25 protein-coding genes are annotated in these 22,484 nt (G+C 65.3%); 14 read left to right on the top strand and 11 right to left on the bottom strand.

Annotation, left to right across the window (positions count from 1 at the left end):
- Positions 1-30: 30 nt before the first annotated feature.
- Both LSO07_RS11915 and ssuE read right to left on the bottom strand, forming a co-directional pair.
- Positions 31-1,029, bottom strand: a complete 999-nt coding sequence (locus LSO07_RS11915; protein WP_070259111.1) for a sulfonate ABC transporter substrate-binding protein — start codon at positions 1,027-1,029, stop codon at positions 31-33.
- 24 nt (positions 1,030-1,053) lie between these two features.
- Positions 1,054-1,674: an NADPH-dependent FMN reductase gene (ssuE, locus tag LSO07_RS11910; RefSeq protein ID WP_151094361.1), complete on the bottom strand. Its 621-nt coding sequence runs from the start codon at positions 1,672-1,674 to the stop codon at positions 1,054-1,056.
- Positions 1,675-1,927: 253 nt separating this feature from the next.
- Between ssuE and LSO07_RS11905 the strand changes: the two genes are divergently transcribed.
- The 9 genes from LSO07_RS11905 (at position 1,928) to LSO07_RS11865 (ending at position 10,377) form a co-directional block, all read left to right on the top strand.
- A complete protein-coding gene (locus LSO07_RS11905; protein ID WP_151094359.1) occupies positions 1,928-3,142 on the top strand; it encodes an acyl-CoA dehydrogenase family protein in 1,215 nt (404 codons plus the stop codon).
- Positions 3,143-3,163: 21 nt separating this feature from the next.
- Complete coding sequence (locus LSO07_RS11900) at positions 3,164-3,991, top strand: MetQ/NlpA family ABC transporter substrate-binding protein (protein ID WP_151094357.1); 828 nt, start codon at positions 3,164-3,166, stop codon at positions 3,989-3,991.
- A 3-nt stretch (positions 3,992-3,994) separates the two neighbouring features.
- The gene (locus LSO07_RS11895; protein ID WP_151094355.1) at positions 3,995-5,386 is read left to right on the top strand and encodes an LLM class flavin-dependent oxidoreductase; all 1,392 of its coding nucleotides are present in this window, start codon (positions 3,995-3,997) and stop codon (positions 5,384-5,386) included.
- A gap of 28 nt (positions 5,387-5,414) precedes the next feature.
- A complete protein-coding gene (locus LSO07_RS11890; RefSeq protein WP_151094353.1) occupies positions 5,415-6,404 on the top strand; it encodes an aliphatic sulfonate ABC transporter substrate-binding protein in 990 nt (329 codons plus the stop codon).
- Positions 6,405-6,410: 6 nt separating this feature from the next.
- Positions 6,411-7,241: an ABC transporter permease gene (locus LSO07_RS11885; RefSeq protein ID WP_151094351.1), complete on the top strand. Its 831-nt coding sequence runs from the start codon at positions 6,411-6,413 to the stop codon at positions 7,239-7,241.
- A 15-nt stretch (positions 7,242-7,256) separates the two neighbouring features.
- Positions 7,257-7,991: an ABC transporter ATP-binding protein gene (locus LSO07_RS11880; RefSeq protein ID WP_070279083.1), complete on the top strand. Its 735-nt coding sequence runs from the start codon at positions 7,257-7,259 to the stop codon at positions 7,989-7,991.
- A gap of 76 nt (positions 7,992-8,067) precedes the next feature.
- Positions 8,068-8,853: a hypothetical protein gene (locus LSO07_RS11875; protein WP_151094349.1), complete on the top strand. Its 786-nt coding sequence runs from the start codon at positions 8,068-8,070 to the stop codon at positions 8,851-8,853.
- 64 nt (positions 8,854-8,917) lie between these two features.
- Positions 8,918-9,817: a subclass B3 metallo-beta-lactamase gene (gene bla / locus LSO07_RS11870; protein WP_151094347.1), complete on the top strand. Its 900-nt coding sequence runs from the start codon at positions 8,918-8,920 to the stop codon at positions 9,815-9,817.
- 80 nt (positions 9,818-9,897) lie between these two features.
- Positions 9,898-10,377, top strand: a complete 480-nt coding sequence (locus LSO07_RS11865; protein ID WP_151094345.1) for an META domain-containing protein — start codon at positions 9,898-9,900, stop codon at positions 10,375-10,377.
- A gap of 93 nt (positions 10,378-10,470) precedes the next feature.
- On the opposite strand, the gene epsC is transcribed toward LSO07_RS11865, so the two are convergent.
- The gene (gene epsC / locus LSO07_RS11860; RefSeq protein ID WP_052140419.1) at positions 10,471-11,409 is read right to left on the bottom strand and encodes a serine O-acetyltransferase EpsC; all 939 of its coding nucleotides are present in this window, start codon (positions 11,407-11,409) and stop codon (positions 10,471-10,473) included.
- A 189-nt stretch (positions 11,410-11,598) separates the two neighbouring features.
- Between epsC and LSO07_RS11855 the strand changes: the two genes are divergently transcribed.
- Positions 11,599-12,786 carry a multidrug effflux MFS transporter gene (locus LSO07_RS11855; protein WP_151094343.1) on the top strand — a complete coding sequence of 396 codons (1,188 nt, stop codon included), beginning with the start codon at positions 11,599-11,601 and terminating at the stop codon, positions 12,784-12,786.
- Between the two features lie 127 nt (positions 12,787-12,913).
- Here LSO07_RS11855 and LSO07_RS11850 read toward each other — a convergent pair whose 3' ends face one another.
- Together LSO07_RS11850 and LSO07_RS11845 are read right to left on the bottom strand one after the other, a co-directional pair.
- Positions 12,914-13,210 (bottom strand): hypothetical protein, encoded by a 297-nt coding sequence (locus tag LSO07_RS11850; RefSeq protein ID WP_099393180.1) that lies wholly within the window; start codon positions 13,208-13,210, stop codon positions 12,914-12,916.
- Positions 13,211-13,290: 80 nt separating this feature from the next.
- The gene (locus LSO07_RS11845; RefSeq protein ID WP_034785695.1) at positions 13,291-13,731 is read right to left on the bottom strand and encodes a carboxymuconolactone decarboxylase family protein; all 441 of its coding nucleotides are present in this window, start codon (positions 13,729-13,731) and stop codon (positions 13,291-13,293) included.
- 104 nt (positions 13,732-13,835) lie between these two features.
- On the opposite strand from LSO07_RS11845, the gene pdxR reads away from it, so the two are divergent.
- A complete protein-coding gene (gene pdxR / locus LSO07_RS11840; RefSeq protein WP_151094341.1) occupies positions 13,836-15,308 on the top strand; it encodes a MocR-like pyridoxine biosynthesis transcription factor PdxR in 1,473 nt (490 codons plus the stop codon).
- On the opposite strand, the gene LSO07_RS11835 is transcribed toward pdxR, so the two are convergent.
- The 5 genes from LSO07_RS11835 to trxC form a co-directional block, all read right to left on the bottom strand.
- Positions 15,277-15,867 (bottom strand): DUF1287 domain-containing protein, encoded by a 591-nt coding sequence (locus tag LSO07_RS11835; protein WP_099387317.1) that lies wholly within the window; start codon positions 15,865-15,867, stop codon positions 15,277-15,279. The genes pdxR and LSO07_RS11835 overlap by 32 nt on opposite strands.
- Positions 15,868-15,929: 62 nt before the next feature.
- Positions 15,930-16,265 carry a DUF6616 family protein gene (locus LSO07_RS11830; RefSeq protein WP_151094339.1) on the bottom strand — a complete coding sequence of 112 codons (336 nt, stop codon included), beginning with the start codon at positions 16,263-16,265 and terminating at the stop codon, positions 15,930-15,932.
- A gap of 24 nt (positions 16,266-16,289) precedes the next feature.
- Positions 16,290-17,036: a DNA alkylation repair protein gene (locus LSO07_RS11825; protein WP_151094337.1), complete on the bottom strand. Its 747-nt coding sequence runs from the start codon at positions 17,034-17,036 to the stop codon at positions 16,290-16,292.
- On the bottom strand, positions 17,033-17,542 hold the full coding sequence (locus LSO07_RS11820) for a MarR family winged helix-turn-helix transcriptional regulator (protein WP_208672495.1): 510 nt from the start codon (positions 17,540-17,542) through the stop codon (positions 17,033-17,035). The genes LSO07_RS11825 and LSO07_RS11820 overlap by 4 nt, the downstream gene beginning before the upstream one ends.
- Before the next feature lie 71 nt (positions 17,543-17,613).
- On the bottom strand, positions 17,614-18,066 hold the full coding sequence (gene trxC / locus LSO07_RS11815; protein WP_151094333.1) for a thioredoxin TrxC: 453 nt from the start codon (positions 18,064-18,066) through the stop codon (positions 17,614-17,616).
- A gap of 147 nt (positions 18,067-18,213) precedes the next feature.
- Between trxC and LSO07_RS11810 the strand changes: the two genes are divergently transcribed.
- Complete coding sequence (locus tag LSO07_RS11810) at positions 18,214-19,641, top strand: coniferyl aldehyde dehydrogenase (protein ID WP_151094331.1); 1,428 nt, start codon at positions 18,214-18,216, stop codon at positions 19,639-19,641.
- Between the two features lie 4 nt (positions 19,642-19,645).
- Here the strand turns inward: LSO07_RS11810 and LSO07_RS11805 are convergent, their stop codons facing one another.
- Positions 19,646-20,251 (bottom strand): LysE/ArgO family amino acid transporter, encoded by a 606-nt coding sequence (locus LSO07_RS11805; RefSeq protein ID WP_034785705.1) that lies wholly within the window; start codon positions 20,249-20,251, stop codon positions 19,646-19,648.
- A gap of 202 nt (positions 20,252-20,453) precedes the next feature.
- Here LSO07_RS11805 and LSO07_RS11800 point away from each other — a divergent pair, with 202 nt between their 5' ends.
- Together LSO07_RS11800 and LSO07_RS11795 are read left to right on the top strand one after the other, a co-directional pair.
- Positions 20,454-21,344, top strand: coding sequence for a LysR family transcriptional regulator ArgP (locus LSO07_RS11800; protein ID WP_099379669.1), 891 nt, complete (start codon positions 20,454-20,456; stop codon positions 21,342-21,344).
- Positions 21,345-21,449: 105 nt separating this feature from the next.
- Entirely contained in the window at positions 21,450-22,481 is a 1,032-nt protein-coding gene (locus LSO07_RS11795) for an alpha/beta hydrolase (protein WP_151094329.1), read from the top strand.
- The last annotated feature ends 3 nt before the right edge of the window (positions 22,482-22,484 follow it).

Here is a 22,484-nt window from a genome sequence, read left to right as displayed (position 1 = left end):
GTGCTTTCCTTTGCTTGTTTCTTTGCTTGTTTATTTTGTGCTGGTGGCCAGCTGGCGCGCCGGCAGCAGCGCGTCCTTGACGACGATCGGTTTCGGAATCAGCTTCAGGCTGGAAAACGCGTCCGCCACCCTTTGCTGCGAAGCGATGACATCGACCGACACGGGTTTGACGCCATACGCATAGCGCGAAGCGGCCAGCGCCACGACATCCTTGCTCAAGCCCGTCTGCGCGGCGAGGATCGTCGCCACTTCTTCCGGATTGTTGCGGCCCCAGTCATCGACCTTGGCCACTTCATCGAGCACGATGCGCAGGATCTCGGGATTTTTTTCCGCATACGTGCGCGAGGCCAGGTAGAACTGGTAGTTCGCCACCAGGCCCTTGCCATCGGCCAGGACGCGGGCGCCCAGCTGCTTTTCGGCGGCCGCCAGGAACGGATCCCAGATGGCCCACGCGTCCACGCTGCCCCGCTCGAAGGCGGCGCGCGCATCGGCCGGCGGCAGGAACACGGGCTGGATGTCGGCGTACGCGACACCGGCCTTTTCCAGCGCCTTCAATAACAGGTAATGCACGTTCGAACCCTTGTTCAGGGCAATTTTCTTGCCCTTCAAGTCGGCCAGGGTGCGCAGGCCAGAACCCTTGGGCACGACGATGGCTTCGCTGGCCGGCGACGCCGGCTCATTGCCGACATACACCAGGTTCGCGCCGGCCGCCTGGGCAAAGATCGGCGGCGCCTCGCCCACGGTGCCGAAATCGATGCTGCCCACGTTGAGGCCCTCCAGCAGCACGGGGCCGGCCGGGAACTCCGTCCATTTCACGCCCACGCCCTGCTCTGCCAGGCGTTTTTCCAGCGTGCCGCGGCCCTTCAACAAGGTCAGGGTGCCGTATTTCTGGTAACCGATGCGGACCTCCCCCTTGGCCTGCGCCTGCGCCGCGGCCGGCATGCCGGCCGCCATCACGCCCGCGGCGGCGGCAAACAGCAGGCCCAGGGTGGTACGGCGCGAGAGTCGTTGTGCGTGGCGGTGTGTCATGGCAGTTCCTTGGTCGGTGAATAATCAGGCGGCTTGATACTGGGGCGCGTAAGGCTGGTCTTGCAGCGAACGCACAGGCAACGGGATATCGGCCGGCGCGGGCGGACGCTGCCCCTGCAGCACGAACAGACCGGTGGAGAGTTCCTCGATGCCGGCCTGCACGCGTTCGGCAATCGGCGCATCCAGGCTCAGGCCCCGCTCTTCATGCCACGCCAGCTGCTGCGCATTGGCGTAGATGCTGGTGAAGACTTGCTTGGCGCCCAGCGCATGCAGCACGGGACGCAGCGCATAGTCGAGCGCCAGGGTGTGGGCATGGCCGCCGCCCGTGGCCAGCGGCAGCACCAGCTTGCCGGCCAGGCCATCTTGCGGCAACAGGTCGAGGAAGGCTTTCAGCAAGCCGGTATACGAAGCCTTGTAGATGGGTGTGGCGATCACGATGGCGTCCGCGTCAGCCACGGCGCGCACGGCGCGGGCAATCGCCGCGTCGTCGTAGTCGGCCAGCAGCAAGGCTTGCGCCGGCAAGTCGCGCACATGCAGCTTGGCGTAGCTGTGGCCCTGCAGCGCCAGCTGTTCGCCGATATGCAGCAGCAGACGGCTGGAACTCGATGGGAGTTGCGGGCTACCGCCCAATAACAAGATGCTCATGTGATGCCCGTCCCTGTACGTTGTCGGATTGAAGTTGCTCGGATGCTTGCAGCCTATCGCCATCAGCAGCCGTGTAAAACGAATGCTTTCGCGCTTCGATATGCGTTTTTTGACTATCCGGGCCTGACGCCCCGCAAGCGAAATCGCCGCTCCTTGCACGGCTTTTTTCGCATATCCATGCGCGGTTTTCTTCGTGTACGGCGCGTGCCTGGCGGTGCAATATCGGCGTCATCGTCTTTCTGGAATGTCACCCATGTCTAGCGTTTTTCTCCATACCGCCCGTCCCCAGCCACCTGTGCCGGAACCCCTGCAGGACGCCATCAGCATCGCCACGTCGCTGGCCGCGCGCCTGGCTGAAACGGCCAATGCCCGCGACCAGGCCGGCGGGCACGCTGCGCAGGAGCGCGAATGGCTGCGCGAGTCGGGTTTGCTCACCTTGTCGATCCCCGTGGAATTCGGCGGCCAGGGCGCGTCGTGGCCCCTCGTGTACCAGGTGATCCGCATCCTGGCGCGGGCCGACAGCGCACTGGCGCATGTCTTCGGCTTCCACCATCTGCAGCTGGCCGGCCTGCAGCTGTATGGCAGCGCGCAGCAGCAGCGCCGCCTGCTCGCCTTGACCGTCGACGAGCGCCTGTTCTGGGGCAATGCATTGAATCCCCTCGACAAACGGGTCACGGCCAGCGACAGCGACGACGGCTACCTCCTCGACGGCATCAAGAGCTTTTCTTCCGGTTCCGTGGGATCGGACTGGCTGACCGTCTCCGCCTGGCATGCGCCCACGCAAACGGCGCTGATCGCCGCCCTGCCCACGCGCCAGGATGGCGTCACCGTGCAGGCGGACTGGGATGCCTTCGGCCAGCGCCAGACGGACAGCGGCAATGTGCATTTCCACGGCGTCGCCCTGCCGCGCGAACTGGTGCTGCAGGCGCCCGCGCAGGCCGCCACGCCGCAAGCCACCGTGCGCTCGCAGATCGCGCAACTGATCATGGCCAACCTCTATCTGGGTATCGCCGAAGGCGCGTTCGAGGCGGCGCGCCGCTACACGGACGAGCAGGCGAAAGCCTGGTTTGCCTCGGGCGTGGCCAAGGCAACGGACGACCCATTGGTGCAGCACCGCTACGGCCAGCTGTGGCTCTTGCTGCGTCCCGCGCAAGTGCTCGCCGACGCGGCGGCGCAAGAACTGGAAAAAGTGTTCCGCAAGGGCGCGCTGGTGACGGCGCGCGAACGGGGCTTGCTGGCCGTGGCCGTGGCCGAAGCCAAGTGCCTGGCGCACAAGGCGGGACTGGAGATCAGCAGCCAGATGTTCGAACTGACGGGTGCCCGTTCCACCTCGGCCCAGTATGGCTACGACCGTTTCTGGCGCAACGTGCGCGTGCATACCCTGCACGACCCCATCGACTACAAGCTGCGCGACCTGGGACGCTTTGCCTTGACCGGCACGGTGCCCGAACCAACCGCGTATTCATAATTCACCCACCAAGGAGCCACCATGACCATCGCCCGCCGCAGCATCCTCCTCAGCGCCCTGACCCTGGCCTTGACGGCCACCTTCACCCACGCCAAGGACCCGAAGGACATCACCATCGGCACCAGCGCCGGGCCGTACGCGGACCAGATCAAGCTGGGCATCAAGCCCATCCTGGAAAAGCAGGGCTACAAGGTCAAGCTGGTGGAATTCAACGACTACATCCAGCCGAACTTCGCGCTGGCCGAGGGTTCGCTGGACGCCAACGTCTTCCAGCACATCGTCTACCTGAAGAAATTCGCGCTGGAGCACAAGCTGGCCCTGACGGACCTGATCACGATCCCCACGGCGCCGATCGCCATCTACAGCAAGAAGCACAAGACCCTGGACGACGTGAAGGAAGGCACGACGGTGGGCTTGCCGAACGATCCGACCAACCAGGCACGCGCGCTGGTGCTGCTCGACCAGCTGGGCTGGATCAAGCTGCGCGCCAGCTTCGACCCAGTGCGCGCGTCGGAAAAGGATATCGCCGTCAACACCAGGAAAATCAAGCTGCTGCCGCTGGAAGCGGCGCAGCTGCCACGCTCGCTGGGCGACACCGACTACTCCTTCATCAACGGCAATTACGCGCTGGCGTCGGGGCTGAAACTGACGGACGCGCTGGTGGCCGAGAAAATCTCGCCCAACTACATCAACCTGGTGGCCATCCGCACGGCGGACAAGGACAAGCAGTTCGCGAAGGACCTGGCGGCCGCCTACCGCTCGCGCGAATTCCTCGACATCACGAATAAACACTTTGCCGGCTATTCGAAACCCGACTACCAGCAAGCCTTGCAGACGGCGGCCAAGTAAGCCATGGCAAAGACGATACGCTTCAACGCCTTCCAGATGAATACCGTCGGCCACCAGTCGCCGGGCCTGTGGACGCATGCGCGCGACCGCAGCCACCGCTATACCAACCCGGAACACTGGACGGAACTGGCGCGGCTGCTGGAAGCGGGCCTGTTCGACGCGGTGTTCCTGGCCGACGTGCTGGGCGTGTATGACGTGTACCGGGGCAGCCTCGATGCGGCCCTGGAACACGGCGTGCAGGTGCCGCTGAACGACCCGCTGGCCCTCGTGCCCATCATGGCGCAGGCGACCACGCACCTGGGTTTCGGCGTCACCTGCGCCCTCACCTATGAACATCCGTACACGTTCGCTCGGCGCATGTCCACCCTCGACCACCTGACTGGCGGGCGCATCGGCTGGAATATCGTCACCGGCTATCTAGATAGCGCGGCGCGCAACCTGGGCCTGAACCAGCAACTGGGCCACGACGAACGCTACGACCTGGCCGACGAATACCTCGACGTCGTCTACAAGCTGTGGGAAAAAAGCTGGGACGACGACGCCGTCGTCAACGACAAGGCACGCGGCATCTATGCCGATCCGGCCAGAGTCCATCCGATCAACCATGCCGGGCGCCACTACCAGGTGCCCGGCATCCATTTGTGCGAGCCGTCGCCGCAGCGCACGCCCCTGCTGTACCAGGCGGGCACCTCGCCGCGCGGCACGCGCTTCGCGGCGCGCCATGCGGAAGCCACCTTTGTCAGTGGGCCCAGCAAGACGGTGGTGAAACGCTACGCCGACGACCTGCGCGCCGCCGTGCGGCAGGCCGGACGCGATGGCGACGCGCTGCTGATCTACGCGCAGGCGATGGTCATCACGGGCGCCACAGAAGAAGAAGCGCGCGCCAAGCATGCCGACTACCTGCGCCACGTGAATATCGAGGCGGCCCTCGTGCTGCTGTCCGGCTGGACGGGCGTCGATTTCAGCCGCTACCCGCTCGACGCCACCATCGAGTACATCGATTCCCCGGCCGGCCGCTCGGCACTGGCCTCGTTCAGCCAGGCCGACCCGGACCGCACGTGGACGGTGCGCGAGGCGGCCGAATACATCGGCCTCGGTGGGCGCGGCCCGGTGCTGGTGGGCGATGCGCGCCAGGTGGCCGACCAGCTGGAAAACTGGCTCGACGCGACGGGCATCGACGGCTTCAACCTCGCCTTCGCCGTGGCCCACGACAGCATGGCCGACGTAGTGGAACACATCGTGCCGGAACTGCAGCGGCGCGGCCGCTACCGCACGCAATACGAGGAAGGCAGCTTGCGCCACAAGGTCTTCGGCCTGGGCCCGCGCCTGCCCGCCGATCACGCGGGCCGGCAGGTCAGCATCGCTCCCGCCAACGCCGCCCTGGCAGCAGCCTGACGCATCAGATTCCCCATTCAAGGACACCATGAAACGCAGAACCATCTTGCAACTGGCCGCCAGCGGCGCCACCCTCGCCGCTTTGCCCGACCTCACACGCGCCGCCACGCCTGCGCCGCTGAAGGAGCTGCGCCTCGACTACGCCTATTATTCGCCCACCAGCCTGGTGCTGCGCCGCTTCGGCTGGCTGGAAGAAGCATTCAAGCCGGACGGCACCAGCATCAAGTGGGTGCTCAGCGCGGGCAGCAACCGCGCGCTCGAATACCTGAACGCCAACAGCATCGACATCGGTTCGAGCGCCGGCCTGGCCGCCCTGCTGGCGCGCGCCAACGGCAACCCTATCCGCGCGCCGTATATTTTTTCGCGACCCGAGTGGACGGCGCTGGTGGTGCGCAAGGATAGTCCCATCCGCAGCCTGGCCGACTTGAAGGGCAAGAAGGTAGCCGCCACCAAGGGTACCGACCCATATCTGTTCCTGCTGCGCTCATTGAAGACAGCGGGCCTGAAACGCGGCGACATCGAACACGTCAGCCTGCAGCATGCCGATGGCCGCGCGGCGCTGGAGCAGGGCAAGGTCGATGCCTGGGCCGGACTTGATCCGCACATGGCCGCCAGCGAACTGGAAGCCGGTTCGCGCCTGATCTACCGCAACGTGGCCTTCAACACCTACGGCTTCCTGAACGTGCGCGAGGACTTCCTCGCCAGCCGCCCCGTCGAAGTGGGCAAGGTGATACATGCCTACGAGCGGGCGCGCGCCTGGATACGCGCCAATCCGGCAGAGGCGGCGAAGATCCTGTCGGAAGAAGCCAAGGTCAGCCTGCCGGTGGCGCTGCTGCAGGTGAAACTGCGCAGTGACTTCAGCAATCCACAGCCGTCGAGCGAACATGTGAAGGCACTGCTGGTGGCCGCGCCCATCCTCGCCGAGGAAGCGCTGGTCAAACCCGGCGCCGACCTGAACCGCGCCATCGCGGACCTGGTCGACACGCGCTTTGCCGCGCCCTTCATCAGCAAGGCGTAGGCGCTCATGGCCAGAGACACGCTCGCCGCGCCGGCACCGGCCCACGACACGGGCGTCCGGCACAAACTCTTTCGCCCGCCCTTGCCACGCGCGGTGCTAGGCCTGCTGCTGCCCGCCCTGGCGCTGCTGGCGGCGGAGCTGGGCGTGCGCACGGGCGCCATCCCCGCCAACCTGCTGCCGGCGCCCAGCGACATCGGCGCCACCATCGCCGCGCTGGCACACCAGGGCCTGGCCGGCCATGTGCTGGCCAGCACGGCGCGCGTGGCCACCGGCTTCGCGGGCGGCGCGCTGCTGGCCATCGTGCTCGGTGCGGCGGTGGGCTTGAACCGCACGGCAGAGGCGCTGCTCGACCCCACGTTCCAGGCCCTGCGCGCCATTCCCTCACTGGCCTGGGTGCCCTTGCTGCTGCTGTGGCTAGGCATCGATGAAGCGCCAAAGCTGGTCCTGATCGGTATCGGCGCCTTCTTCCCCGTCTACATGGGCGTGGCGTCGGGCATCCGCGACGTGGACCGCAAGCTGATCGACGCGGCCCGTTTATACCGTTTGAGCCGCCCCGCGCTGGCGCGGCGCGTACTGCTGCCGGCCGCGCTGCCGGCCATCTTCACGGGTTTGCGCAACGGTTTGAGCCTGGCCTGGATGTTCATGGTGGCGGCCGAACTGATCGCCGCCAGCCAAGGCCTCGGCTACCTGCTCAGCGACGGGCGCGAAACGAGCCGCGCCGACATCGTGCTGGCGGCCATCGTGCTGCTGGCCGTGCTGGGCAAGGCCAGCGACAGCCTGATGCAGCACCTGGAAACCCGCTTGCTCGCCTGGCGCGACAGCTATGCCACTGCCTGACGAAAGCCCCCACGCATGACTGCCCTGCTCGACATTGCCATCCATGACAAAGCCTATGGCCCGCGGCGCGTGCTGCACAACCTGCAATTGCAGCTGCGCCAGGGCGAGATCGTCAGCCTGATCGGCGCCAGCGGCTGCGGCAAGAGCAGCCTGCTATCCATCGTGGCAGGTCTCGATACGGACTTTCGCGGCACCGTGCGCCTCGACGGCAAGCTGCTGGCGGGAGTGCATGCGGACATTGGCCTGATCTTCCAGGAACCGCGCCTGTTTCCCTGGCTGACAGTGGCGCAAAACATCGCCTTCGGCCTCGGTCCCAAAGGCGAAGACGATCCCAGGGTCGCGCAATTGCTGGAGGAAGTAGGCTTGCAGGGCCATGCGGACAGCCTGCCCAAGCAGTTGTCGGGCGGCCAGGCGCAGCGCGCGGCGATTGCCCGCGGCCTGTTTGGCCAGCCCCGCATCTTGCTGCTGGACGAACCGTTTTCCGCCGTCGACGCGTTTACGCGCATGAAGCTGCAAGACTTGCTGGCCGCCATCGCCGCGCGCCATGGCTTGAGCGTCCTGCTGGTGACGCACGATATCGATGAAGCGCTGTACCTGAGCGACCGCATCGTCATGCTCGACACGCGCGCCGGACCGCCACGCGCCCAGTACGACGTGGCCGCGCCCCGGCCCCGCCTGCGCACGCCGGCGGCGCAGGCGCAATTAAAAGAGGCCATCCTCGGCGAACTGCACGCCGCGCACGCGATCTGACGCTGGCGCGGCGGCGCCAGTGACAAGCCTGGGCATTCATGTTAGTTTGCCATCTTGAAAACAAACAGGCGGCTACGTGCATCTTCCTTTCCTTCCCGTTCTCGCCATCCTTGCCCTCAGCCACATCGCAGCTCACGCGGATACGCAGGCTGACACACCTGCCGACGCAGCGGCCGACACCAGCCAGTCCGTCCACGTCAGCAGCATCCGCAACCCGGAACTCAAGTCCTACCGCGTGATGGCCGCGGGCCTCGATGCCTTTGACGATCACCATGCACTGGCGCCCAGGGCACGCGAAGTGCGCTTCCAGCTGATTCCCGGCCCCGGCGTCGCGGCCGATGCCCTGTGGGACGCAACCTTGCGCATCGTCGGCAACGAGACGGCGATCAGCGTGCCCCTGTCTGCAGATGGCAGCTTTGTGCTGCCCCGCAGCGCGCAAGCCGACAGCGACGACGCGGACCTGGTCACCAACCAAAAAAAAGACCGGTTCCGCTGGCAGGCCAGCGTACGCAGCGACGACGTACCGCCCGGCATGCGCCGCCTGGGCGACCTGCGCCTGCAGTGCCAGGTCGGCATCGCCATTGCCAAGAAAGAGATGCCCTTCTTGCTACGCACCCTGGTCGCCACCAAGCTGCGCGCCACCGACTGGTGCTCCGCCATTGAACTCAAGATGAGCACGTACAGCGATCCGGCCATCGCCAGCGCCACCCTGCTCGATGGCGGGCGCCGCGTCGCGCTGCAGGTGAAAAATGGCGGCACGTCCTTCCTGGCCCCCTTGGGCGACACCCGCTATGCGGACGATACCCTGATCGAACTGGTCTACCAGCAGGATGCCGCCAGCGCGCCGTCCGCCGTCCCTTAGCGTTTGCGTCCAGCCCCGTTCCATGTCAGCATATGCCACCCTGGCACCACGGATAAGGATCGCAATGCCCCCCACTCTTACGCGCGCGCTGGCACTGGCGCTGCTGACAGGCCATGGCTCCCTGGCATTGGCGCAGGCGCCAGTCACGCCGCCGACGCCTGGCTGCGATGTCTGCGCCACCTGGAATGCGGACCAGGCGCCCTTTCGCATCTTCGGCAATACCTATTATGTGGGCGTCAAAGGCCTCAGTTCCGTGCTGGTGACGTCGCCGCAGGGCCACGTGCTGATCGATGGCGGCTTGCCGGAATCGGCGCCCAAGATCATCGCCAATATCGGCACGCTGGGTTTTCGCATCGAGGACGTCAAGCTGATCCTCAATTCGCACGGCCATATCGACCATGCGGGCGGCCTGGCCGAACTGCAGCGGCGCAGCAATGCGCTGGTGGCCGCCAGCCCGTCGGCCGCGCTGGACCTGGCGTCGGGCGAAGTGGGACCGGACGACCCGCAATACCACGCGCTGCCCAAGTACCCGCCCGTCAAGGACATGCGCCTGGCGCGCGACGGCGGCCGGTTCAATGTCGGCCCCGTCAACCTGACGGCGCACGCCACGCCGGGCCACACGCCCGGAGGCTTGAGCTGGACGTGGCAATCGTGCGACGGTCCCCGCTGCCTGAACATGGTCTACGCGGACAGCCTCAACGCCGTCTCGCGTCCCGGCTTCAAGTTCAGCGCCAGCAGCGAATATCCGAACCCGGTGGCGGACTTGCGCCGCAGCTTCGAGACCCTGGAAAAACTGCCTTGCGACGTACTGATCTCCGCCCACCCGGAGGCGTCGCAGCTGTGGGAACGGCTGGAGGCGAGCGCCACGGCCGGCAGCGAGGCGTTCATCGACCCGCAGGCTTGCCGCGCCTACGTGGCAGCGGCGCGCACCGTGCTCGATGCGCGCCTGGAGCAGGAACGGTAGGCTTGTCAACCGTGCACGCTGGCGTGGCGCCGATCTGCTACGCTGGCGGCTATCCCCTATTACGTTAACCAGGAAATACCATGTTCAAACTCGCCAGACTGATTCCCTTCGCCGCCATCGTCGCCATCACTGCCGGCTGCGCGCAAACGCCGGTGCGCAGCGACGCTGCCGCCGCTGCGCCAGGCGCCACCTCGCCCGCCAAGCCGGCACCGAAGCTGACGGGCACGCAGTGGAAGCTGAAGGAATTGAAGGGCAAGCAAGTGGTCCGCAAGGCGCCCGAGCAGCGCGAAGTGACCCTGCTGCTGGCTGAAGGCCGCGCCAGCGGCAACAGCGGCTGCAACCAGATGATGGGCGGCTACACCAGCGATGGCGTCAGCACCCTGAACTTTGGACAGTTGGCCGGCACCATGATGATGTGCCAGCCGCAGGACATGGACCTGGAACGCCTGCTCCTGACCACCCTGGGCGAAGTCAATGGCTACCGCTACGCCGACCAGGAATTGCTGTTGCTGAAGGATGGCGTACCCGTGGCGCGCTATGAAGCGCTGACGGTGAAGTAAAACTGCTGCCTTCCCCCAAAGGCAAAGACTGGGGTCGTACCCTCAGGGTACGACCCCGGCATCTGTCTGGGGCTTGCTCCACCTCCACCGCACCTAATCATTGCGCATCTGCGCCTGCGATACATTACTGTTCGCCGGCACGCTCTGCGTCAGCCACACATTCCCCCCGATAGTCGATCCCGCGCCGATGGTGATGCGCCCCAGCACGGTCGCGCCCGCGTATATCACCACGTCGTCCTCGACGATGGGGTGGCGCGGCGTGCCCTTGATCAGCGCGCCGGAAGCATCCGCGGGAAAACGCTTGGCGCCCAGGGTGACGGCCTGGTACAGGCGCACGCGCTGGCCGATGATGGCCGTCTCGCCGATCACGACGCCCGTGCCGTGGTCGATGAAGAAGGAGGCGCCGATGTGCGCGCCCGGGTGGATGTCGATGCCCGTCAGGGTGTGCGCGATGTCGGCGATCAGGCGCGCCAGGAACGGCGCGCCCAGCGCATGCAGGCGGTGCGCCAGGCGGTGGTACAGGATGGCGATGGTGCCCGGGTAGCACAGCATGATCTCGGCCACCGAGGTGGCGGCCGGGTCGCCCGCATACGCGGCCTGCACGTCCGACACCAGCAGGGCGCGGATATCGGGCAGGCTGGCGGCGAATGCGCGGGTGATGTCGCGCGCCTGCTGCGCCAGGGCCGCGTCGTCGCTGGCGGCATCCCCCTCATCGCCGGCCGGCACTGAGAACAGCAAGCCGCGCCGCACCTGTTCGCTGAGGCGGTTCAGGGTGGTGTTAAGGGTGTCGCCGACAAAATAATCGATGCTTTCGTCCGTCAGGTTGGGCCGCCCGTAATGCGTGGGGAACAGGGCCGCCGACAGGCCGTTGACGATGGTGGTGAGGGCTTCGCGCGACGGCAGTTCGCGCACCCTGCCGTTATGGCGGATCTTGTGCTTGTCTTCGCGCGAGCTGCGCAAGGCCTGGATCACGGGCCCCAGGTTCCACTGGGCCGTGTCGTCGGCGGGCGCCGCGGGATAAATACTGTGCATGGCGTATCACTTCCAGAAAATGGCAAACAAGCCGGGTCGCCCCAGCATAGCGGTGGCGACAAGCGACGCAAACGAAGAATTTCAAGATTCCATATGCGAAAAACGCATATGAATGACAAACAAGGCCGGCGCCAAACCCGATTGCGTCCACTAGCGTAAAATGACGGGCTAACAAAAACACTCTTCAACATGACTAAATTATTAACATGGATTTTGGCGGGCCTGGCGATGGTCGGACCGCTTGCAATTGACACCTATCTGCCGTCGTTCCCCGCCATCGTGCAAGATTTCAATGCCAGCCCCCTGCTGGTACAGCAAACCCTGAGCTTTTTCCTGTTCACGTTCGCCTTCATGATGCTGTTTTACGGCACCCTGTCCGACTCGTTCGGCCGCCGTCCCGTGATTCTCGTCTCGCTGGTGCTGTATGTGATCGCCTCCGTGGGCGCCGCGCTGGCGCCGTCGCTGGGCTGGCTGCTGGCCTGGCGCGTGCTGCAGGGACTTTCGGCGGGCGCCGGTTCCGTGATCGGGCGCGCCATCGTGCAAGACCGCTATTCGGGCGCCGCCGCGCAAAAAATCCTCTCGCACATCATGATGGTGTTCGCGCTGGCGCCGGCCATCGCCCCCGTGCTGGGCGGCTGGCTGCAAGTGGGCCTGGGCTGGCGCTGGATCTTCTGGTTCCTGACGGCGTTTGGCGTGCTGATGTTCGTCGTCGTCTGGCGCGCGCTGCCGGAAAGCTTGCCGAAGGAGCAGCGCCACGCCTTCCACCTGGGCGATATCGCCGTCAATTACTGGAAAGTGCTGTGCCACCGCCAGTTCCTGCTGCTGTCGACGGCCATCGGCGCCGCCTTTGGCGGCTTCGCCTTGTACATCGGTTCGGCCGCCTACTTCATCATCAACATCCTGCACCTGCCGGAAACGGCGTTTGCCTGGCTGTTCATTCCCCTGATCAGCGGCATGGTGTTCGGTTCGGCCCTGTCGGCGAAGATCGCCCACCGCTACAGCCAGCGCCAGATGATCTGGACCGGCTTTATCCTGATGCTGGTGGCGGCTGCCGCCAACATCGGCTACAACTATGTCTTCGCCGCCGAAGTGCCGTGGGCCGTGCTGCCTTTGTTCTTCTACTCGTTCGCCCTGTCGATCGCCATGCCGCCGATGACCCTGATGGCCCTGAACCACTTCCCCAACAACAGCGGCCTGGCGTCGTCGATGCAATCGTTCATCCAGATGCTGCTGTTCGCGCTGGTCTCGGGCCTGGTGGCGCCGCTGCTGTTCGACAGCGCCTTGAATCTGGCGTATGGCGTGATGGCGGGATTGCTGGTGAGTTTGGTTTGCTGGGTGTTTGCGCAGGGCGGGAAAACGGAAGCGGTCAAGCAGTAGCTTTTACAGCGGATTTTTCAGGTCGGGAGCACCTGAAAAACGTTCAGGACAAGGCGCCGTGCCGCAGGCAGTACGCTAGTACGGCAAGGCACGGCAACGCAGTCATGGACGTTTTCTCAGGCGCTCCTCAAGGCCAGGGCGCGGGCGTCACGTCCACATACTGCGCCCCGCCCTGCTCCGGTTCCGCTTCATTTTGCTGCGCCGGCTGATTCAGGGAACCGGCCGGCGAACGCAGACTCAAGATTTCCTTGCGCGCCTCGACGAAGTCGGCGGAACTCAAGGGGTTGTGCTGGTCAGGCCAATGGCTGACGGCCCATTCCTGCAAGGCTTCAAAGCGCCGCCACAGTTCGGCGACGAATTCGCGGCGCGTCTCTTCCAGCTGTTCCGGAGTCTTTTCAATTGCTTCGCTAATATTGACTTCCATGGCCGTTCCCTCGCTGACAAGTTATTTTGCCAGCCTACCCAGGGACCAGCCAGGCGTCTGTTCGCGAACGAACACAGGATTTATTCGGGCATCTTGCGGAAACCCACGGCCAGGCGGTTCCATGTGTTGATGGAGCCGATGGCCAGGGTCACGTTGACCATTTCCGCCGGCGTCAGTTCGGCCGCCAGCGCCGCGTAATCGTCGTCCGAGGCGTGGTTTTGCGGCAGCAGCGTCAACGCTTCCGTCCAGGCCAGAACGGCCCGCTCGCGCGGCGTGAAGAACGGCGTTTCGCGCCAGACGGACACGGCATACAGGCGGCGTTCCGTTTCGCCGGCCTTGCGCGCGTCGCTCGTGTGCATGTCCACGCAAAAAGCGCAGCCATTGATTTGCGAGGCGCGCAGGCGGATCAGCTCGAGCAGCGAGTGTTCCACGCCCAGCTTGGCGATCGCCGCTTCCAGTGCGTACATGGCCTTGACGGCGTCCGGCGAAGCTTGTGTGAAGTCGAGTCGTTGCTGTGTCATGATGCATTCCTTGATAGAGTAAAGATGCACTATTGTAGAAGCGCAAGCAGTACGCGCGGCAGGCCAATCCCCCCGAAAAACGGCAGACCACCAGCAGACACACCATGGAATTACATATCCTGATCGACGGCACGCGCGACCTGGGCGGCCAGCTGTACCGCCAGCTCAGCGAAGCTATCCGCTCGGGCCGGCTGACGGACGGCCAGCAATTGCCGCCCTCGCGCCTGCTGGCCAGCCAGCTGGGGCTGTCGCGCAAGACGGTCTCCGACGTGTATGACAAGCTCGGTTATGAAAAGCTGCTGGTCGGCAAAGTGGGCGTGGGCAGCTTCGTGCAGACGCCGCACGCCTCGCCGCAGCGCCGCCACGCCAGCACGCCGCTGGCCAGCGCGCAGCGCATCGCCCGCTGGGAAGCGACACCCACGCCCTTGCGCCGTGCCAGCCAGGAAGAGCCCGCGCGCTACGCCTTCATCGGCGGCCGCGCCACGCCCGCGCACTTCCCGCAGGATGAATGGCGCGCCTGCATGCTGCACGCGCTGCGCCAGGGTGGACAGGCGCGCGGCCGCTATGCGCCTGTCGCCGGCTTGCCGTCCTTGCGCGCGGCGATTGCCGGCCATGCCGCCTTCAGCCGCGGTATCCATTGCACCGAGGAACAAGTGCTCGTCACCAGCGGCGCGCAGCAAGCCTTGCACCTGCTGGCGCTGACCTTGCTGGAGCCCGGTGACACGGTTGCCGTGGAAGAACCCGGCTACCCTGTGGCGCGCGCCGTGTTCGCCAGCCAGGGCGCCCGCGTGGTGGGCATCGAAGTGGACGAGGATGGCCTCGTCGTCGGGCAGATTCCCGACGGCACGCGCTTGATCTATGTCACGCCCGCGCATCAATTTCCACTGGGCATGCCGATGAGCATGGCGCGCCGCCATGCCTTGCTGGAGCGGGCTCAGCAACTGGGTGCCATCATCATCGAGGACGACTACGACAGCGCCTTCCGCTACGAAGGCCGGCCCGAGGATTCCCTGCAAAGCATGGACCGCTATGGCGTCGTGGCCCATGTGGGCAGCTTTTCCAAGATCATGCTGCCGGAATTGCGGCTCGGCTATGCAGTGCTGCCGCAAGCCATCGTGGCCGCCGTGGAAACGGTGAAATACCTGAGCGATTGCCATACGGCCAGCCTGGGCCAGCATGCGCTGGCCAAGTTCATCGGCGACGGCCATTTGCTGCGCCACATACGCCGCTGCCACGACATTTATGCGGGCCGCCGCGAGCGGCTGCAGCACTGGTTCAACGGCCCGTTGGCGCCGTGGTTTCGCCTGGTGCCGGCCAGCGCCGGCTTCCACGTGGCGGCCCTGGCCCAGGCGCCGCTCGACATCGCCGAATTGCTGCGCCGCGCGCGCCTAGCCGACATCAGCCTGTATGCGCTATCGGGCTTTTACCATGGCGTGGCGCGTCACGAAGGCCTGTTCCTCGGCTATGGCGCCATCGACAAGCTCGACATCGACACGGCGCTGGCCAAGGTGCTGGCGATCCTGCAGGAAATAGCACCGCTGGCCGTCAACGGGGCTGCCAGCGATAATGTCCCGTGATGGGATAGCTGAATAGAATATTTTCCTCGCGTGCACCCTCGCCGATGTTGTGGATGATGAGCGGCACGCCGCTCCACGACTGCTTGTCGCTGACGATGCCGATGTGCGTGAGGTTGCGCGGCAGGCGCCAGGTGACGATGTCGCCCGCGCGGTAAGCGTTCGCTTCCTTGCTTGGCGACAGGCTGGTGCCGTGGCGGGCAAAGTACGTGCCCAGATTCGGCACGCGGCGGTGGTCGATATTGCGGTCCGGCCCCTTCATTTGCCAGCGTCCCTGCTGCTGGTACACCTGCCACGCCTTGCGCATGTCTTCGTGCACCAGCACCTGCAAATCCTGCCCCAGCTGGCGGTAGGCGCGCACGACCACGTCCGTGCACACGCCCCGCTCTATCGGCACGTCGCCGCCCGGATAGGCGAGCCGTTCGTAGCGCGGGTCGTACTGTACGGTCACGCCCACCTGCTTGCGGGCGGCGACGACGAGGGCTTGCGGGGTGGCAGGGATGGCCGACGCCAGCATGGGCGCCAGGGCAAGCATCAGGATGGGGAGCAGTTTGGTCGGCATCAACGTCGGTGATCGGATGAAAATGCCAACTTTACCGCAGCGGCAAGGAAAACGCCGTACGCTTAGACGCCCGCCAGCTGCGCCAGGTGGCCAGGAAAATCCACGGCCGGGCCGGCCGCATTGATGGTATCGAAATAATCATGCCAGCCCGTAGCGGCGATGCCGGCCAGCAAGGCGTTCAGTGCCGCCTCGTCCGGGAAGCGCCAGACGGCATAGAATTGCTGGGCAGCCGCATGCAGCTTGCCGCCATCGATGGCGCCCATGGCCAGCGCTTCGGCGCCCGTGCCGGACAAGGCCGCCATGCCGCCGCCCACCGTATCGAAATACGCCTGGCGCGCGGCGCCATCGAGGGCCAGCCAGGCCGGTTTCGGACTGTACAGTTCTAACAGGTAATGCATGTTTTCTCCTTCAGTGATCCATCGTCAGGCCAGCGAGCGCTGGGCGCGCTTGCAGATGCGTTGCGTGGCGGCATTGGCACTTTCCAGCAGCCATTGCGCACACAGGCTGCGTACCCAGTCGGGCCGGCTCTTGGCCGCATCGTTGAGCCAATTGGCCACGGAATCCTGCACGTAGACGGCCGGGTCGGCGCGCAAGGCGTGCAGCACGGGCAAGGCCAGCTGCGGCCGCTCTTTTAGCTGGGCGATATGCGCGCACCAGACGCCGCGCGGGCGCAGCGCTTCGCAGGCGAAACGGCGGACTCTTTCCGACGGGTCCGACGTCCACGGCGCCAGCAAGCGAATGGCGTCGTCAAGATGCGCCGACAGATGGGGCCGCAGGGCCAGCCAGGCCCATTCGCGCACGCCGAAATGGCCATCGTCGGCCAGCGGCCGCATGGCGGCCAGCCGTTGCGGCAAGGTCCAGCCAGCCTGGGCGGCAATGGCAAAGCAGACCCAGCCTCGTACCGTGTCGGAAACATGCGCTAGCAATGGCGCCAAGTCAACTTGTGCGTCGAGCAGCAATTGCGCCGCCAGCGCCATGCGTTTGGTGATGCCGGCTGCGGCCTGCGCGCGCATCTGCTCCAGCCGGGCCGCGCCGATAGCGGGCACAGCCGCCGCCAGCAGCTGGGCGAAATCGATGGCCAGCCCTTCCGTCAGGGTGGTGCTGGCCACGCTTCCCCCGTTCAGCAGCGCCAGGCGCGCGGGAGCGATGTCGGCGACGCTACGACTCATGCGGCACCTCGGTCCGTCTTGCTCCAGGCTTTTTCCAGCAGCGCGCTCAACAACTGCATTTCTTCCGGCGTGAAATCGGCAAACAGGCTGGCGATCCATTGCGCGTGTTCATCGACCAGGGTGGCGGCGGCCATTTTTCCCTTGGCGCTCAGGCGCACCAGCAGCTTGCGCCGGTCGACCTGGTCCGCGTGGCGCGCCAGGAAACCATCGCGTTCCAGGCCGTCGAGCAAGCCCGTGATGGTGCCGCGCGTCACGCCGGCCCGCTCGGCCAGTTCGTGCGGCGACAGTCCGCCGGGCACGTCGCGCAGCAGGGCCAGCAAGACAAACTTGCCTTCCGACAAACCATGCCGGCCCAGGCGCGCGGCGCAATCGCCATCGATGGCGGATGCCAGGCCCAGCACTTCAAAGCACAGGCGCAACTGACCGATGGAGCGCGTCATGTCGAGACCGCTGGCACGGCGCTGCACGTCGCCCAGCAGGGCCGTATATTTCTGTTCGAGTTTTATCATATGGCGCAATATAATATGGCGGCATATAAAATGTCAAATCGAAAACCTGCGATGGTTTTCCTGCCGGCTCAAAGGCGGGATTTCTCCCGCGCCCAGGCGATGATGGCATTCGCATCGATGGCACCGGGCTGGCGCGCCACTTCCACGCCGCGCATAAACAGGGCCAGGGTGGGAATACTGCGGATATTGAAACGGCTGCCCAGGTCCGGCGACGCTTCCGTATTCACCTTGACGACGCGAAATACGGGTTCCAGGGTCTTGGCGGCTTGCACATAGAATGGCGCCATGCTGCGGCATGGACCGCACCACGGCGCCCAGAAGTCAACCAGCACGGGAATATCGCTGCGGTCGATATGCTTGAGGAAACGGGCACTGGCCAGGTCCACGGGCTGGCCCGTAAATAAATCCTTCTGGCACTTGCCGCACGTGGGCTGTTCAATCAGGCGGGCTGCCGGCAAGCGGTTGACGGCGTCGCAATGGGGGCACACGATGTGCAGGGAGTCTGGCGGGATCGAGGTCATGGCATTCCTGGAAAACGTAGTGTCAAGTTGATGGACATTTTACGGTGTATCGTACAACGCCGCCGGCACGCTGGCGGCGCTTATCCGCAGAGTCCACTATAGTGTGCTGGAACGGCGCGCACATTGCCGGGCCGGCCAAGGAAAACAATGCCTGATGTCGCAGAAAACATGGAATTGAGCACCGAACTCGCTGCCGCCCTGGCCATGCAGCGTGCCGCCTGCCTGGCCCACCCCGTGCCGACCCTGGCCGAGCGCCAACGCGACCTGCAGACTCTGCAGCGCTTCATCCGCGAGCATAAAGACGCGCTATGCGAAGCGATCAGTGCCGATTATGGCAACCGCTCCCGGCACGAAACCTTGCTGGCGGAGATTTTTCCCGCCATCGACGGCATAGCCCATGTATTAAAACACTTGAAAAAATGGATGCGGCCGCAGCGCCGCGGCGTGGACTGGCGCAGCTTTCCTGGCGCCCGCAACCGCGTGATGCCGCAGCCGCTGGGCGTGGTGGGCGTGATCGTGCCGTGGAATTTTCCCGTGAACCTGAGCCTGGTGCCCTTGACCTACATCTTCGCCGCCGGCAACCGCGCCATGGTCAAGATGAGCGAAAACTCGCGCCACCTGGCGCGGCTGCTGATCGACACCATGCCCGCCTACTTTCCGCCGGAAAAACTGCAGTTTTTTGACGAGACAGGCGGCGTGGGTATGGAATTTTCACAATTGCCGTTCGACCACTTGTTGTTTACGGGTTCCGGCCAGACGGGCCGCGCCGTCATGGCGGCGGCCGCACGCAATCTGTGCCCCGTCACCCTGGAGCTGGGCGGCAAGGCGCCGGCCATCGTCTGCGCCGATTTCGACGTGCGCACGGCAGCCGAGCGCATCCTGTTCGTCAAGTACCTGAACGCGGGGCAAATCTGCACCAGCGTCGACCACGCCTGGCTGCCCGAAGCCAGCATCGCCGCCTTCGTCGCGCATGCACGCGCCATCGTGCCCACGCGCTACCCGCGGCTGGACACGCCCGACTACACCTCCATCATCGACGAGGCCGCCTTTGAGCGCCTGCTGCTGGCGCTCGACGAGGCGCGGGAACGGGGCGCGCAAGTGATTTCGCTGTTGCCGGGCCCAGCGTACGACCGGGCCACGCGCAAGATCGCGCCACACATCGTGCTCGACGCGCCCGAAGATTGCCTGTTGCTGACGCGGGAAATCTTCGGTCCCATCCTGCCGCTGCGCGGCTATGCGAACCTTGACACCGTGATCGACAGCATCAACGCGGGACCGCGCCCGCTGGCCATCTATCCGTTCAGTAACCAGGCAGACACGGTGCAGCTGCTGATCGACCGCGTGATGTCGGGCGGCGTGTCCGTCAACGACGCCCTCTTCCACGTTGGCCAGCACGATCTGCCCTTCGGGGGCGTGGGCGAGTCGGGCATGGGCCACTACCATGGCGTGGAAGGCTTCCACACCTTCAGCAAGCTGCGGCCCGTGTTTTACCAGGCCCGCTACAGTGTGCTGAAACTGCTGTGGCCACCGTATGGCAAGCTGGCCAGCCGCGTGCTGGCCTTCCTGACGCGTTGATGCTTTACAGGAACAGCGAGGCGGCGATGGCCCACATGACGAGGGCGATGATGCCGTCGAGCACGCGCCAGGCCATGGGCTTGGCAAACACGGGCGCCAGGTAGCGGGCGCCAAAGCCCAGCAGGAAGAACCACAGGGCCGAAGCCATGATGGCGCCACCGGCGAAGTAGAAACGTCCCACGCCTTCATGCTGGCCGCCGATCGAGCCGAGCAGGATGACCGTATCGAGGAAGGCGTGCGGGTTCAGCAGGCTGAACGCCAGCGCTGCGCCGATCACGGCCCAGTAGCCTTCGGGCGACTTGGCGGCCGACACCGTCAAGGCCGTTGGGCGCCAGGCCGACTTGGCGGCGCGCAAGCCATACGCGATCAGGAAGGTGGCGCCGCCGGCCTTGGCCCACAGCAGGAAATTGGGATTGTCGGCAATGAACGTGCCCATGCCGGCCACGCCGGCCGTGATCAGGATGGCGTCGCACACCAGGCAGACCAGAATGCAGGTGAGCACGTAATGGCGCTTCAAGCCCTGCTTGAGCAAGAAAGCGTTTTGCGTGCCGATGGCCACGATCAGGCTCGCTCCGAGCCCCATGCCTTTCAAGAAGATTGCGCTGTCCATATCGATTCCTTTATTGCTTTCCATCACGCGCACGGCCGCCCACGCTCTGCCGGCAACGGCAAAGTCATCAAAGGTAGGTGGAGGGTGTAGCGGTACCAGCAGGACCGCGCGGGAGAGTGGAGTTGTTACCCTATTTCAACAGTGTAAAGAAAAAGTAAATATAAGTATAATGAATGATTCTAACCATATATAAGAGAAACTTATGCGCGTCGTCGATTACCGTGGATTGGCCGCCCTCGACGCCGTGATCGGCCTGGGCAGCTTTGAAAAGGCAGCGCAGGCGCTGGCGATCAGCCAGCCGGCCGTGTCGCAGCGCATCCGCACCCTGGAAAACCTGGAAGGCACCCTGCTGATCATCCGCAGCCACCCACCCCTGCCCACGGAAGCGGGCCAGCGCCTGATCGCCCATTACCGGCAAGTCAAGCTGCTCGAAGCGGCGCTCGACGCCCAGCCCGGCCCCACCACGCAATTGCCGGAGCTGGCCATCGCCGTCAACGCCGACAGCGCCGCCACCTGGATCCCGGAAGCGCTGGGACCGCTGCTGTCGCCGCCGTCGTGCCTGCTCGATATCCGCCTCGACGATCAGGACCACACCCTGAGCCAGCTGCGCGAAGGGCGCGTGTTTGCCTGCGTCACCAGCGCCAACGACCTGGTGGCCGGCACCACGGCCACGCCGCTGGGCGGCATGCGCTACCTGTGCGTAGCCTCGCCCGCGTTCGCGCAGCAATGGTTTCCCCATGGTTTTACCGTGGAAGCCGTCAGCCAGGCGCCGGCCATCACGTTTGGCAGCAAGGATGCACTGCACGAACGCTACCTGCAGCACCGCCTCGGCTACACGGGCCGCTATCCACACCATGTGCTCGGTTCGGCGCGCGACTTCGTGCGCTTCATCGAAGCGGGCTATGCTTATGGCATGGTGCCCTTGCTGCAGGCGGAAACGGCGCTGGCCGCCGGCAGGCTGGTCGACGTGGCGGCCGGGCAGGCGCTCGATGTGCCCCTGACCTGGCATGCCTGGGATATCCAGACCCCGCTCACGCGCACCCTGTCGGACGCTGTCATCGCCACGGCGCGCAAATGGCTGTTACAGGACTGATTGACGCATGCAACATTTATCTATGCCAAACAGCAACTTCTCCGTGTGCGCCCAGCCCTGCCTGGCCTACACTGCAAGCATCAGCCATCACCATCAGGAGCAAGCATGACGATCCTGCGCACCACCCTGCTCGGTTTGCTGGGGGCCATCCCGCTGGCTGTCGGCCTGGCCGCCTGCTCGCCCTTGATAGCCATTAATGCCTTGTCGTCCGGCAACGCCTCGCAAGTGACGCGCGGCCTGGCCTACGGCCCTCTGCCACGGCAAAAGCTCGATGTCTACGCCCCCAGGACCCGTACGGGGCCCGTGCCCGTGGTGGTGTTCTTTTACGGCGGCAACTGGACAACGGGCGAGCGCGCCGACTATGCCTTCGTTGGTCACGCGCTCGCGGCGCGCGGCTATCTGGCCGTGATCGCCGACTACCGGCTGTATCCGGACGTGCACTATCCCGAAATCTTGCAGGATGCGGCCCGCGCCGTGGCATGGGCCGCGATGGAGTCCAGCCGCCATGGCGGCGACCCGGCGCGGCTGTTCGTCATGGGCCATAGCGCCGGCGCCTACAATGCGGCGATGTTAGCGCTCGACGCCAGCCTGCTGGCGCGCCACGGCATGCGTCCGCACGACTTGCGGGGCTGGATCGGCCTGGCCGGCCCCTATGATTTCCTGCCAATAGAAAACACCATCACCCGCCCCGTTTTCTTTTACCCGGACACACCCGCCGCTTCGCAGCCCATCCATCACGTGACTGCAGAAGCGCCGCCCGCCCTGCTGATCGCACCGGCGCCCGGCAAGGATAAGCTGGTCGATCCGCAACGCAACACGGGTGGCCTGGCCAGGGCATTGCGGGCGCTTGCCAGGCCCGTGACGGAAACGTATTTCGACAAGGTCAGCCATACCACCCTGGTCGCCTCGCTGGCCAGCCCCTTGCGCATGCTGGCGCCCACGCTCGACGCCGTGAGCGCCTTTATCGACGCCAACAGCAAGACTGACAAGGCGGCGGACAACACGGCAAACAACGGAGGCACGCCGCAAGACACCAGGCCAACGCCTCCGGCCACGCCGCAGCAGCCGGCAATGGCACAGGGCACCGCCACGCAGGCTGCCGCGGCGCGCGTCCACGACAAAACGCCCGCCCCCTGAGGG

Origin of the sequence: Janthinobacterium sp. PLB04 (assembly GCF_021165895.1) — a bacterium.
Classification (GTDB): Bacteria; Pseudomonadota; Gammaproteobacteria; order Burkholderiales; family Burkholderiaceae_D; genus Janthinobacterium; species Janthinobacterium lividum.
Note: the sequence above shows the minus strand (reverse complement) of the source record. Positions and strands in the feature narration are given on the sequence as shown.

Coding starts and splice junctions, on each gene's coding strand:
- LSO07_RS11915 (WP_070259111.1), bottom strand. CDS start 1,029: ATGACACACCGCCACGCACAACGACTCTCGCGCCGTACCACCCTGGGC.
- ssuE (WP_151094361.1), bottom strand. CDS start 1,674: ATGAGCATCTTGTTATTGGGCGGTAGCCCGCAACTCCCATCGAGTTCC.
- LSO07_RS11905 (WP_151094359.1), top strand. CDS start 1,928: ATGTCTAGCGTTTTTCTCCATACCGCCCGTCCCCAGCCACCTGTGCCG.
- LSO07_RS11900 (WP_151094357.1), top strand. CDS start 3,164: ATGACCATCGCCCGCCGCAGCATCCTCCTCAGCGCCCTGACCCTGGCC.
- LSO07_RS11895 (WP_151094355.1), top strand. CDS start 3,995: ATGGCAAAGACGATACGCTTCAACGCCTTCCAGATGAATACCGTCGGC.
- LSO07_RS11890 (WP_151094353.1), top strand. CDS start 5,415: ATGAAACGCAGAACCATCTTGCAACTGGCCGCCAGCGGCGCCACCCTC.
- LSO07_RS11885 (WP_151094351.1), top strand. CDS start 6,411: ATGGCCAGAGACACGCTCGCCGCGCCGGCACCGGCCCACGACACGGGC.
- LSO07_RS11880 (WP_070279083.1), top strand. CDS start 7,257: ATGACTGCCCTGCTCGACATTGCCATCCATGACAAAGCCTATGGCCCG.
- bla (WP_151094347.1), top strand. CDS start 8,918: ATGCCCCCCACTCTTACGCGCGCGCTGGCACTGGCGCTGCTGACAGGC.
- LSO07_RS11865 (WP_151094345.1), top strand. CDS start 9,898: ATGTTCAAACTCGCCAGACTGATTCCCTTCGCCGCCATCGTCGCCATC.
- epsC (WP_052140419.1), bottom strand. CDS start 11,409: ATGCACAGTATTTATCCCGCGGCGCCCGCCGACGACACGGCCCAGTGG.
- LSO07_RS11855 (WP_151094343.1), top strand. CDS start 11,599: ATGACTAAATTATTAACATGGATTTTGGCGGGCCTGGCGATGGTCGGA.
- LSO07_RS11850 (WP_099393180.1), bottom strand. CDS start 13,210: ATGGAAGTCAATATTAGCGAAGCAATTGAAAAGACTCCGGAACAGCTG.
- LSO07_RS11845 (WP_034785695.1), bottom strand. CDS start 13,731: ATGACACAGCAACGACTCGACTTCACACAAGCTTCGCCGGACGCCGTC.
- pdxR (WP_151094341.1), top strand. CDS start 13,836: ATGGAATTACATATCCTGATCGACGGCACGCGCGACCTGGGCGGCCAG.
- LSO07_RS11835 (WP_099387317.1), bottom strand. CDS start 15,867: ATGCCGACCAAACTGCTCCCCATCCTGATGCTTGCCCTGGCGCCCATG.
- LSO07_RS11830 (WP_151094339.1), bottom strand. CDS start 16,265: ATGCATTACCTGTTAGAACTGTACAGTCCGAAACCGGCCTGGCTGGCC.
- LSO07_RS11825 (WP_151094337.1), bottom strand. CDS start 17,036: ATGAGTCGTAGCGTCGCCGACATCGCTCCCGCGCGCCTGGCGCTGCTG.
- trxC (WP_151094333.1), bottom strand. CDS start 18,066: ATGACCTCGATCCCGCCAGACTCCCTGCACATCGTGTGCCCCCATTGC.
- LSO07_RS11810 (WP_151094331.1), top strand. CDS start 18,214: ATGCCTGATGTCGCAGAAAACATGGAATTGAGCACCGAACTCGCTGCC.
- LSO07_RS11805 (WP_034785705.1), bottom strand. CDS start 20,251: ATGGACAGCGCAATCTTCTTGAAAGGCATGGGGCTCGGAGCGAGCCTG.
- LSO07_RS11800 (WP_099379669.1), top strand. CDS start 20,454: ATGCGCGTCGTCGATTACCGTGGATTGGCCGCCCTCGACGCCGTGATC.
- LSO07_RS11795 (WP_151094329.1), top strand. CDS start 21,450: ATGACGATCCTGCGCACCACCCTGCTCGGTTTGCTGGGGGCCATCCCG.